The sequence below is a fragment of the Floridaenema fluviatile BLCC-F154 genome, from assembly GCF_041929135.1.
GTDB lineage: Bacteria > Cyanobacteriota > Cyanobacteriia > Cyanobacteriales > Aerosakkonemataceae > Floridanema > Floridanema fluviatile.
Genome location: NZ_JBHFNS010000019.1, coordinates 214,907 through 227,068 on the forward strand (window position 1 = coordinate 214,907; position 12,162 = coordinate 227,068).

Sequence of the window (12,162 nt, forward strand, 5' to 3'; positions counted from 1 at the left end):
CCTTAATTTCTTTAGGGGCACAATGATATGAAAATAGAATCAAATGGGTAAGCTAAAGATATCTAGCTTCTCTATCGACTCATGAAATACCTAGATCGCGATCGCCATAACTGTTTATCAGTGGTCATCCCCGTTTATAACGAAGAGTCTACCTTAGAAGCGGTAGTTCAAAGGGTTTTGACTATCCCAAACCTATTGGAAATTGTCATCGTGGATGATGGTTCAACCGATCGAACTCCAGCAATCGGCTTTGAACTAACTGATATTTACCCCCAAGTCCGTTTTATTAGAAATCATCAAAATGCGGGGAAAACAGCAGCCTTGAAACAAGGATTTCTCCTCACTAAAGGAGATATTGTTATAGTTCAAGATGCCGATTTAGAATACGATCCAGAAGAAATACCGCAACTGATTCAGCCAATTATTGATAATTATGCTGATGTAGTATACGGTTCTCGGTTTCTGGTTCGTAAAGCTGCTCGCGTTTTGTATTTTTATCATTATTTAGGTAATAAAGTTCTCACTTTTTTATCCAATTTATTCACTAACCTGAATATGACGGATGTGGAAACCTGCTACAAAGCTTTCCGCGGAGATATCATCCGTAATATGTTAATAACATCCTGTGGTTTTGGATTTGAAATTGAAGTAACTGCCAAAGTAGCCAAACTAGCTAAAATGGGATGTGCAGTTTATGAAGTTCCCATTAGCTATTACGGCAGAACTTATGAAGAAGGGAAAAAAATTGGCTTGAAAGACGGTTTCGCAGCTTTATGGTATATCTTTTACTTTAATGTTTTCTGCGGTTTAGCAGCATCTTTTAGAAAGATGCCAGAATCAGTTCCCCGCAAAATTAAACCAAAATACTACCCGAAACGGAAAAAATTTATTTCTCGCGCAATTCCTCTCAGGTAAACCTTGAGTAAACTTGGTTTGTCGATCGCCAGTTACTAAAGTTTTTCGGTATAATAACCTCTAGGTATTTACCATTACTTTAGGCATAACTTAATGAAATTTATAGATTTATTCGCTGGAATTGGTGGATTTAGATTGGGCTTTGAACAAGCTGGATTTAAATGTATTTTCTCCTGCGAAATCAATCAAAATTGCCAAGATGTTTACCAAAATAATTTTAACGAAAATCCCTTTGATGATGTTACAAAAATTCAGCCAAATGCTTTAGACGATTTTGATGTTTTGATTGCAGGTTTTCCTTGTCAACCTTTCAGTATTTGCGGGAAAAAGCTGGGATTTGAAGATACGAGAGGAACGTTGTTTTTTGAGATTTGTAGAATTGTCGAAGCGAAACAACCAAAAGTGATTGTATTGGAAAATGTTAAGCATTTAATTCATCACGATCGCACCAACACCCTCAAAGTTATTCTCACCAGTCTGCGTAACTTAGGCTACAATGTAACCTATCAAATTCTCAATGCCAGAAATTTCGGCGTTCCCCAACATCGAGAAAGAATTATTATTATTGCTAGCAAAGGTAAAGAATTCAACTTTTCCCGAATCAAAAGACAATTTCCGCCTCGACTTAGAGATTTTTTAGACGAGACAGGTAATTTTGAAATTTTAGATAAATCAGAATATACTTTAATTGAAAGTCCCAAGTTACAAGAATCAGGACTTTTGTTTGTTGGTTATCGCAATAAAGGTACTTGGAAAACCGGAGTTAGACCTAATACAGAACATTTATCCAGAGTTCATCGACAACCTAATAGAATTTATTCCATAGATGGCGTTCATCCCACACTTCCATCTCAAGAAACTTCCGGGAGATTTTTTATCTATATTCCTGAGAAAGATATTGTGAGAAAATTAACAATTAACGAATGTTACCGAATAATGGGATTTCCCGAAACTTTTAAAATTCATCCTAATTTAGGAGAAAGTTACAAGCAAATTGGTAATTCTGTTTGTGTACCGATGGTAGAAGCGATCGCTAAATCAATCTTAAATCAAATCCTCCTATCAAATCAATCCAATGAACCACAAACAAAAACTCCTGAATATAAACAACTCCTCCTTTTTTAATTTATAACTAACGCTGAGAAGTAGAACGTAATTGTTGATAATTCTTAACTACTTCTTGCAGAAATGAAACGGTTTCAGGCAATTTGTTAATGATACTAGGATCGGCTGTCCCATACAAAAATATAGCAACAGCACTTCTAGCAGCCTCTAATTCATTTTTCTGATTTTGGTAATATTCTCGATTCATAAATACCCGCAGTCCACACTCAACTATTGACCTTGCTAAAGCAGGATCGGCAGCAAATTGTTCTGGTAAAAGAACTTGTTTAGCGCAAACTCTAGAATAGATAGCAATAGCTTTCGGTGACAGTTTCCAATCACTATATACAGGATAATCTGGCTGTTTCATCTTTGCTCTAGTTAGCCTTAACGCTTCCGCTAACGCTTTTACCCAGGAATCAGAAATTTGAATTGGTGTGTTCGGAAACCACCGGGAATATATTTCTAAATCTCTAACTACATTCGCTCGATGAGATCCACGCTGAGGATCTATATATATTACTTGATCCCAAATTGCGATCGCCTCCTCATACCTACCCAACACTTGTAAAGCAAAAGCTTTATTGGCTAAAATATTAACCAAATTCGGGCTATTTTCTGGAGTTTTAGTTAATAAAAGATCGCAAGCTACTAAAGCTTCTTGCGCTACTGCTTCCATCGGCATTGGTGTCTGTAATGGCGCTTTACACTGCCTTTGTAAACTATAATTATCGCTTTGTTGTGCGAGCAATTTATGAGAACCTAACAGTTGATTCGGAATCAAAACAACTGGGATCGTTAAACCAACAAAAACCAGCGACTTTTTCATAACAAATTTTTAACTCAAAATTTCAACTTGTGCTTTACTTCACAAACCAAATTAACAAAATCGCACAGACTTAACACTTCTCTACGGCTGAGAAATCTACAATTAGTCAGATAGGCAAAGTCACTCTGCTGATAGAGTTAGCCTCAAGGATTTCGACATAATCTGAGGAAGGTAGGCGATAACAAACCATTAACCTTATTTGGCAACATAAGTAAAGTCATCTAGATTGTTGAGCCTGCTGCTCAGATCTTAAGCATTAGCTTTTGTAGCTAATCAGTAAAGAAAGTCAATATTTATCTCAATCAATTAAGAGAACTGAATCTTCACAGCGTAGGAATTGAGATTCATCAATTACGCATTCATTACCTAATAACCAATGCGTTGCTTTTCACTGAGCAAAAGAAGTAGTTAATTCAAGGAGAATTACATGAGTAACCAAGAATACTCGATCGCTCACTGGAGCAAAAAAGCCGGAATTTCTTTAGGAGCGATCGCTCTAGGTGTAACCACTTTATTACTTCCCGCCTGCACTAATAATAACGAAGAAATTAGAGAAGGCAGAACCAACGTTACAACCGAAGATGTCGCCGAAGTTTCCGCAAAAAATCAAACAGTTGGTCAAGAAGTTACCATCAGAAGTCAAGTGACAGAAGCAGTGGGTAAATCTGCTTTTGTGATGAACAACAATGATGGCAAACCAATTTTAGTTGTTAATGCCACAGGTCAGACTTTCTTAGTTCCCGGAAGAGACATCCCGGTGCAAGCGACAGGTACAGTGGAGCCACTAGTTATTGCTGACGTGGAAAGAGAATATGGTTTGGATTTAGAAAACGAACTGTATGTCAACTACGAACGTCAACCCGCAGTTATTGCTAAATCTTTGGCGTTAGCTCCCACTCCTGAAGACTTGTTTAAAACTCCCGCAGGCTATTTCAACAAAAATATTGCGGTTCCAGGTGAAGTGAGAAAGTTGGAAAGTCCTAATGCTAACGGTTTCGCTCTCATGGAACAAGGTTGGGTTGATGACATCGGCGTGGTAGTTGTTGGTGTCAACCGCAATCTCCAAGGTGGACCCATTCAAGAGGGTGAAAAAGTTGTGGTGACAGGCGTAGCACGTCAACCGACTGCTGAACTATTACAGCAAGCAAATTTAGGTTGGAATGCTAATCAGATTAATGAGTTTTTGGCTAGATACAAAAACCGACCTGTAATAGTAGCTGATTCGGTCTATCCCTCTGCTGTACCTCAATAATTACTCAAAATCAAAAGACCGTTTTTGAGAACTAAGTCCAACGCACTTAGTAACAAGTTAAATAGTTGAATTCAAACAAGGAAAAAACATGATCGACAATAGAATGGCTTCCAATGCACAATACAAACGCGCCGTAGGTGTATTCAAAAATCGTAGAGATCTTGAAGATGCAATTCGCGCCTTAAAAGATTCTAATTATGATATGGAAAGAGTTTCCTTAATCGCTCGCCATATCGAAGATGTCAAAGGTGCTGACGAAGTAACCGAAAAACACGGTAATGAAGCGAAAGAAGGAGCCGCAGCAGGTGCAACCGCTGGTACAGTTTTAGGTGGTTTAGGTGGTTTCTTAGTAGGTGTCGGTTTATTAGCGGTTCCTGGCGTGGGCCCAATTTTGGCAGCTGGCGCAGAAATCTCTGCTATTGCTTCCACTTTAGCGGGTGCAGGAATTGGTGCTGCTTCTGGTGGTATTATTGGCGCTTTGGTAGGTTTGGGTATTCCTGAAGAGAATGCTAAGACTTACAACGATCGCGTTCAAGCTGGCGATTATTTATTAATGGTTAGCGGTACAGATGACGATCTGCGTAATGTTGAATCGATCTTACACGATCGCCACATTGAAGATTTCCACATCTACAATGCTCCCGATCTTAACACCCGACCTGTCGCCAAAACCGATCGAGTAGTAGAAAGAGACGTTGCTGTAGATAGAAATGCAACTGCAACTCGTGACTTAGATAAAGATGGCGATGCAGAAGTAGTCATCGTTGACAAAAGAGACAAAACTCTCTAAACATTTAATGTAGTTAGTTGCGCTTCAGCGCCAGCTGAAGTGCAACTACTTACTTTTTAGAATTTACGATCGCACCACCGAACTACCCCGATTATAAGGCAAGCTTTCCGTTGGTAAAATACTCACCCCAATAGTAGCATCAGCCAATACCGGATTTTCTCTTAACACCAAACTCGTCAAATTTCGGTTCACAATTTCCCAAAATTGATTTTCATCTGGGTAATTTCGCAACACCTCATCTACCCGCAGGTAAATCGGCACAAAATCAGGATATTCAGCATCACTTATCCCTTCTTTAAAGGTGTAATTCACATCCACATTTAAAGTATTTAAACCTTGATGCAAAATCGGATATTCAGGAATTTTAAAGTTCCATTTCTCCTCTAGCAACCCTTGGCGATTTCGCGTCACAATACTAGAACGATTGTAAGGTAAAGCTACTGATGGCAACACATTCCAGTTAATCGATACTTCATCAATTGATAGATTTTCTACCAAAACTTTCTGAGTCACATTTTTATTCAAAATTTCCCAAAAATCAGTCTGATTAGGGTAATTCTGTAAATACTCATCTATTCCTTGATAAATTGGTACAAAATCCGGGTATTCATTATTTTTGATTCCCTGTTTGTAGACATAATCAACATCAATATTTAAATTATTCAAACCTTGATGTTGAATTGGGTAATTTTGGAATTTAAAACCCCATTCTTCGCGTAAATTTCCCGTAGTTGTGGGAATATAGGAAAGAATCCCGATCGGACGATTCAAAGTAGGATCTGGCCCAACAAAAGTATTGCTATTAGGATTATTTGCTGCCGGAATACTTGCTCCTGTTACCGGGTTAAAACCTAAAATTGCCCCAATATTATTCGCCCCATTTCGATTATCAAAACCCACAGTATAAACATTACCATCTTCCGCAAAAGTCAATCCGCCAGTGAAATTATTACTTGCATCTGTTCCCGTGTAATTCGTCGAAATTACACCCAACAATTCCCCAGTCTGGACATTATATTTGCGGATACCATTAGCGAAATCACTAACGTAAAGCAGACCATCATTAGGGCCAAAAGCTAATCCTAAAAGACTGACAAAACCATTGCCCGGTGTAGCTTCAGGAGAAGCAATTACCCTCGCTTCTCCGGTTTTTATATCATAACGTAACACCTGACTTGGTAAGCCAGCACTGAAATCTGCTACACCATTTATCGCCACACTTCCTTGAGTAGTAATGTAGAGATAACCATCAGGGCCAAAAATCATTCCATTCGGGCCATTTAATCCCCCAAATTGTTGATTTCCGGTAGCGAAAACATCAATAAATTCCCCAGTTGTGCCGTCGTAACGTAAAATTTGGTCAGTCAAGAAACTGCTAACATAAAGTTTACCATCGGGACCAAAGACTGAACCGTAAGGACGTAATAAACCACCTGTTTCGTCAATGTTAGGAGTGCTGGGATCGTCGGTGACAAAGCGATCGATAAATGCCCCCGTTCTCCCATCAAAACGCAAAACTCCCGAAGCACCTTCGGCTGTAGAATTTGCAGGTTTATCGCCGCTAGTAATATAAAGGTCGCTGATGCCATCATTATTACCATCTGGCCCTACAATAATGTTATCAGGAGAGAACAACCCACCACTACCAGCAGTAATGAATTCACCCAAAAATGCACCCGTTTTCGCATCAAATCTGACTACATTGTTACCTCTTGTATTTGCCACCAAAAACGTTTCCGGTACATTTAATAACTCTGGTTGAGTCCGAGTAACAGTGCTACTTCTGATATATGGTAAACTGTTAGTTGGCAGCACTTCTAAGTTAACTTTCAAGTCGGCAAATACCGGATTTTCTGAAAGAATTTGCTGAGTCAAATTCTTATTGACGATTTCCCAAAAATCTGTTTCGTTAGGATAGTTAATCAGGAAGTTATCGATCCGGTTATAAATCGGGACAAAATCGGGATATTCACTATTACTTATCCCTGGTTTTAAGGTATAATCAACATCAATGTTTAAACTGCTTAATCCTTGGTGTTCGATCGTATATTGCGGAATCGTAAAATTCCATTTCTCCTCTAGTTTTCCTTGCCTGTCACGAGTAACGGTACTAGAACGTTGATAAGGTAAAGAAACACTCGGTAAAACATCAATATCAACAGTCACAGACTGCATTGTTGGATTTTCCGTTAGCAGTTTTTCCGTGAGGTTTTTGTTGAGAATTTCCCAAAAATCAGTTTCGTTGGGATAATTCACTAAAAACCGATCGACACTTTGATAAATCGGCACGAAATCCGGGTACTCCGAATAAGTAATCCCATCTTTGTAAGTATATTCAACATTGATATTTAAGTTATTGATTCCTTGGTGTTCAATGGTGTAATTTGGTAAGGAGAAAGTCCACTTTTCGGTATTAGGTTGGTTAAAAATGCTGGCGGGCGATCGTCCTTCAGCGATACCATACTCAACAAAATGTTGAAAAGCAGTAATTTCATCTCTTTGTACCGCCGCCGCCACATCTGGGTTTTCTTGTAAATAAACAACTGTCTCAAATTCAGGATTAGGGTTGCGTCCTTCCAATTGACCATATAAAATAAAGTGGTCAAAAGGGGTAATTGTGTTATTCTGAACCGCTAAAGCAACATCGGAATAAGTTTGCAAATAAAAGTTAGTATCAAATAAATCGCTGGGACTGCGATTTTCTAATTTCCCAATGGTGTTAAAGTGAGTAAAACCACTACTAATCACACCATTACTCAAAGCTACAGAAAGATCTAAATGGTTATCGAGATAGTAAGTCTCATTAAACAGTTCATTGGCATCAAGCATATTTTCCTCTGGTGGTAAAACTTAGTTGGGAGAGATTATACACTAGAACTGATGAGTTGCAAGTTAAAAAAAAAGCAAGATTAAATTCTTGCTTCTAGGGAGTTATTAAATCTCAATCAAATTATGATATGGTAAATTTTGCTAAGCCTCTTCCAAAGGTTGAGGAGATTTCTTTTTACCGTGAAAACGAATTCCTAAAAAGATGTCGTAGACAAAACTCCAAAAATCCTTACCTTGGAACAAACCCAAAGTTTGGTAACAGCCCTTTTCATCTAAAAGAGGCTGAGTAGCACGGTAAGCTGTTTGGTAATGATACCAGGGAATAGAAGGCCACAAATGATGAATTAGGTGATAGTTTTGACCTAAAATCAGGATGTTAAGAATCGGGCTAGGGTAGACTCTAGCATTTTTCCAGCGATCGCGCTCCTGAAAAGGACGATGGGGTAAATAATCAAAAAATAACCCTAACGCCAAACCAACTACCAAAGCAGGGCAAAACCAGAAATTCAAAACATAGCCTAAAAATCCATGTTGGCAAGCAATAAAAACAATAGTGGCAACAAACAACCTGCTAAAAAACCATTCCCACAACTCATATTTGCGCCATAAACGCCGCTTGAAAAAGAAAACTTCGTGATAAAAAAACCTCGCCGCAATTAACCATAATGGCCCACCAGTAGAAACAAAATGGTCAGGGTCATTATCCGGGTCATTGACATGAGCGTGATGCTGAATATGTACCCTGGTAAAAACTGGAAAAGCAAAACCTAACATTAAGGCGCTACCATGCCCTAACATAGCATTGATGGCGCGATCGCGATGAGCAGCATTGTGAGAAGCATCATGAATCACAGTCCCTACCATGTGCAAAGCAATCACATTAATCAAAAAACAGCACCAATCAGGCCATCCCCAACACCAATAACCGCAAGTGGAAAGTATTACCATTACCAAAGCGGTAAAAAACATCAGTAGCGTAGGATTAAAACCGCCGGGAGGTTGCAACAACTCCTTTGGTACTGTCAGCGGCTTCTGTGCCTCCGACATCAGTATCATTTCTCCTGTTAACTTCCATCGCGTAGTATACGATACTGGCACTCAAACAATAAAGTTTGTTGATTACTGATTACGGTAGAGTGAAGAGTTGTGAGCACTAAAGTGTTAGATTAAGAAATTTCCGCCAAGTTAAAACTGAAAACTCATAACTACCCCATCCTTTGCCGCCTTCTAGCCTTCTAGCCCTGTGGATAAGTCAAAATGCCATCTGAAAAATACCTGCGAAGAACAAAAATAGTTGCCACAATTGGCCCAGCGACCCGGACACCCGAAGTTTTGCGTGCTTTAATTGAATCAGGTGCTACCACCTTACGCCTAAACTTTTCTCACGGTACTCACGAAGACCATCAACGGAGTATTCGTCTAATTCGGCAAACTTCCTTTGAGCTTAATCAGCCAGTGGGGATACTGCAAGACTTACAAGGCCCGAAAATCAGATTAGGGCAATTTGAACAAGGATCTGTGTTAGTCAAGAAAGGCGATCGCTTTACTTTAACTAATCGTCAAGTATTAGGCACAGAAGAAATCAGTTCCGTCACCTACGATCGACTAGCCGAAGAAGTCCCCGAAGGCGCTACCATCCTCCTAGACGATGGCAAAGTAGAAATGGTAGTGGAAAAAGTCGATCGCACCACCCAAGAACTACATTGTACCGTCGTGGTTGGCGGAGTCCTTTCCAACAGCAAAGGCGTAAACTTTCCCGGAGTCTACCTTTCCATCAAAGCCTTAACCGACAAAGACCGGAAAGACTTAATGTTCGGCTTAGACCAAGGAGTAGACTGGGTAGCATTAAGTTTCGTGCGAAACCCTCAAGACGTACTGGAAATTAAAGAATTGATTTTCAGCGCCGGAAAACAAGTGCCAGTGATCGCCAAAATAGAAAAGCATGAAGCGATCGAACAAATGGAAGCCATCCTCCCATTATGCGACGGCGTAATGATCGCCAGAGGCGACTTAGGCGTAGAACTACCAGCCGAAGACGTACCCATCCTGCAAAAACGGTTAATCGTCCTCGCCAACCGTCTAGGAATCCCCATCATCACCGCCACCCAAATGCTAGATAGCATGGTAAGTAGCCCCCGTCCCACTCGCGCCGAAATCTCCGACGTAGCCAACGCCATCCTCGACGGCACAGATGCCGTCATGCTATCCAACGAAACCGCAGTCGGGAAATACCCCGTAGAAGCCGTAGCGACAATGGCACGCATCGCCGTCAGAATCGAACAAGAAAAAGCCCAACAACCCACCGTCGCCACGATCGAAAACACCAGTCCTTCCATCCCCAACGCCATCAGCCAAGCAGTCGGACACATAGCCGAACAGCTAGACGCGACAGCAATCATGAGTTTGACCAAATCAGGGGCAACAGCCAGAAACGTTTCCAAATTCCGCCCCAAAACCCCGATTTTAGCAGTAACACCCCACGTCGATGTTGCCCGACAACTACAATTAGTTTGGGGCGTGAAACCATTATTGGTTTTAGATTTACCTTCCACCAGTCAAACCTTCCAAGCTGCCCTCAATGTAGCTAGGGAAAATCATCTAGTTAACGAAGGTGACTTAGTAGTAATGACTGCCGGAACTCTGCAAGGCGTATCCGGTTCCACAGATTTGATTAAAGTGGAAGTAGTAACCGCAGTACTCGGCAAAGGTACAGCTTTGGGCACAGGTTCTGTTAGCGGTAGGGCAAGAGTAGCAGCCAACTCTGCCGATGTCTCCAACTTTAACCCCGGAGAAATCTTAGTTGCCTCCCGTACTAGTGCCGAATACGTCGATGCCATCCGCAAAGCCGCAGGTATCATCACCGAAGACGACAGTCTCACCAGTCATGCCGCTGTGATTGGTTTGCGTTTAGGCATCCCGGTAATAGTTGGCGTGAAAAATGCCACTCATTGCATCCGCGACGGCGCAATTTTAACTCTGGATATGCAGCGAGGATTGATTTATTCTGGTGCAATAAATACAACTCAAACAGAAACCGTAGTAACAGTTTAATTAGTCATTGCTCATTAGTCATTAGTCATTAGTCATTAGTCAACATAGCCAATGATTAATGACTAATAGACATCTCCAATAACCCTTGTAGGGTAGGCATCCTGCCTGCCTTTGAGATTCTTTGTTGCAGAGGTCTAATGACAAATAACAAATCACAAATAAACATTATGGTACAAAATAAACTTACAAAAAAAGTACAAGCCAAAACAGGGGAAACAGAAAAAGTAAAACTTAATTCCCCCCACCTCCCCACCCCCCCAACCCTCTTGGGTGCAACTCTGGCAGAATTAACTGATTGGGTACAGCAGCAAGGGCAACCAGCTTATCGGGGAAAACAGCTGTATCAATGGATATACGAGAAAGGGGCAAAAAGCCTTGCCGAAATAACAGTTTTTCCGAAACAATGGCGCGATAATTTAGCTGATGTTTCTCTTGGTAGGTCAACTACACATTATCGTTCAGTTGCCCCAGATGAAACAGTTAAATATCTCTTGCAATTAGCCGATAATCAAATAGTTGAAACCGTAGGCATTCCCACAGAAAAACGCCTCACAGTTTGCGTTTCTTCCCAAGTTGGTTGCCCAATGGCGTGCGATTTCTGCGCCACTGGAAAAGGCGGTTTTAAACGTAACCTCGCCAAACATGAAATCATTGACCAAGTTTTGACCGTTCAAGAAGACTTTCAAAGGCGCGTCAGCAACATCGTCTTTATGGGCATGGGCGAACCTTTAATTAATCTAGAAAATGTAGTCGGGGCAGTTAAATCTCTCAACGAAGATGTTGGTATTGGACAGAGAAATATTACAGTTTCTACTGTCGGTATTCCCGGAAAGATTCGCCAATTAGCTGAATATCATTTACAAGTTACTTTAGCGGTAAGTTTACACGCTTCTAACCAAAGTTTGCGGGAAAAATTGATTCCAACTGCTCAACATTACACTTTGGAAAATTTGCTTGATGAGTGTCGAGAATATGTACAAATTACTAAGCGAAGAGTAACTTTTGAATATATCCTGTTAGCAGGAGTGAATGATTTACCGGAACAAGCGGAAGAGTTAGCAAAACATTTGCGTGGTTTCCAAAGTCATGTAAATTTAATTCCTTATAATCCCATTCAGGAAGCAGATTATCAACGCCCAAATGCTAAGCGAATTCAAGCTTTTATGAGTGTTTTACAAAACAAACATATTGCTGTCAGCGTGCGCTATTCTAGAGGTTTGGAAGCTGATGCCGCTTGTGGACAATTGAGAGCAAGTAAGGTATGAAGGGGACTGGGAAAGTTTTGAGTTTGTAGGGGCGGGTTTAGCAGATTATTTCTATAATCAAAACATAAGAATTAAAACAAAACCCGCCCTTACAGAGTTTTGAATTATTCTTATTCTCCTCTTCTCC

At 40.5% G+C, this 12,162-nt stretch carries 9 protein-coding genes; 6 read left to right on the forward strand and 3 right to left on the reverse strand.

Annotation, left to right across the window (positions count from 1 at the left end):
* The first annotated feature begins 81 nt into the window (after positions 1 to 81).
* Both ACE1B6_RS05095 and ACE1B6_RS05100 read left to right on the forward strand, forming a co-directional pair.
* Complete coding sequence (locus ACE1B6_RS05095) at positions 82 to 915, forward strand: glycosyltransferase family 2 protein (RefSeq protein ID WP_413256161.1); 834 nt, start codon at positions 82 to 84, stop codon at positions 913 to 915.
* A 93-nt stretch (positions 916 to 1,008) separates the two neighbouring features.
* Positions 1,009 to 2,040, forward strand: a complete 1,032-nt coding sequence (locus ACE1B6_RS05100) for a DNA cytosine methyltransferase (protein ID WP_413256162.1) — start codon at positions 1,009 to 1,011, stop codon at positions 2,038 to 2,040.
* Between the two features lie 7 nt (positions 2,041 to 2,047).
* Here ACE1B6_RS05100 and ACE1B6_RS05105 read toward each other — a convergent pair whose 3' ends face one another.
* Positions 2,048 to 2,848, reverse strand: a complete 801-nt coding sequence (locus ACE1B6_RS05105) for a hypothetical protein (protein ID WP_413256163.1) — start codon at positions 2,846 to 2,848, stop codon at positions 2,048 to 2,050.
* A gap of 427 nt (positions 2,849 to 3,275) precedes the next feature.
* Here ACE1B6_RS05105 and ACE1B6_RS05110 point away from each other — a divergent pair, with 427 nt between their 5' ends.
* A complete protein-coding gene (locus ACE1B6_RS05110) occupies positions 3,276 to 4,100 on the forward strand; it encodes a hypothetical protein (RefSeq protein ID WP_413256164.1) in 825 nt (274 codons plus the stop codon).
* Between the two features lie 88 nt (positions 4,101 to 4,188).
* Positions 4,189 to 4,890: a signal transduction histidine kinase (STHK), LytS gene (locus tag ACE1B6_RS05115; protein ID WP_413256165.1), complete on the forward strand. Its 702-nt coding sequence runs from the start codon at positions 4,189 to 4,191 to the stop codon at positions 4,888 to 4,890.
* A 63-nt stretch (positions 4,891 to 4,953) separates the two neighbouring features.
* Here the strand turns inward: ACE1B6_RS05115 and ACE1B6_RS05120 are convergent, their stop codons facing one another.
* Both ACE1B6_RS05120 and crtR read right to left on the reverse strand, forming a co-directional pair.
* Positions 4,954 to 7,719: a hypothetical protein gene (locus ACE1B6_RS05120; protein WP_413256166.1), complete on the reverse strand. Its 2,766-nt coding sequence runs from the start codon at positions 7,717 to 7,719 to the stop codon at positions 4,954 to 4,956.
* A 141-nt stretch (positions 7,720 to 7,860) separates the two neighbouring features.
* Positions 7,861 to 8,766 carry a beta-carotene hydroxylase gene (gene crtR, locus ACE1B6_RS05125; RefSeq protein WP_413256167.1) on the reverse strand — a complete coding sequence of 302 codons (906 nt, stop codon included), beginning with the start codon at positions 8,764 to 8,766 and terminating at the stop codon, positions 7,861 to 7,863.
* A gap of 210 nt (positions 8,767 to 8,976) precedes the next feature.
* On the opposite strand from crtR, the gene pyk reads away from it, so the two are divergent.
* Both pyk and rlmN read left to right on the forward strand, forming a co-directional pair.
* Positions 8,977 to 10,770 carry a pyruvate kinase gene (gene pyk / locus ACE1B6_RS05130; protein ID WP_413256168.1) on the forward strand — a complete coding sequence of 598 codons (1,794 nt, stop codon included), beginning with the start codon at positions 8,977 to 8,979 and terminating at the stop codon, positions 10,768 to 10,770.
* A gap of 167 nt (positions 10,771 to 10,937) precedes the next feature.
* The gene (rlmN, locus tag ACE1B6_RS05135; RefSeq protein ID WP_413256169.1) at positions 10,938 to 12,035 is read left to right on the forward strand and encodes a dual-specificity RNA methyltransferase RlmN; all 1,098 of its coding nucleotides are present in this window, start codon (positions 10,938 to 10,940) and stop codon (positions 12,033 to 12,035) included.
* The last annotated feature ends 127 nt before the right edge of the window (positions 12,036 to 12,162 follow it).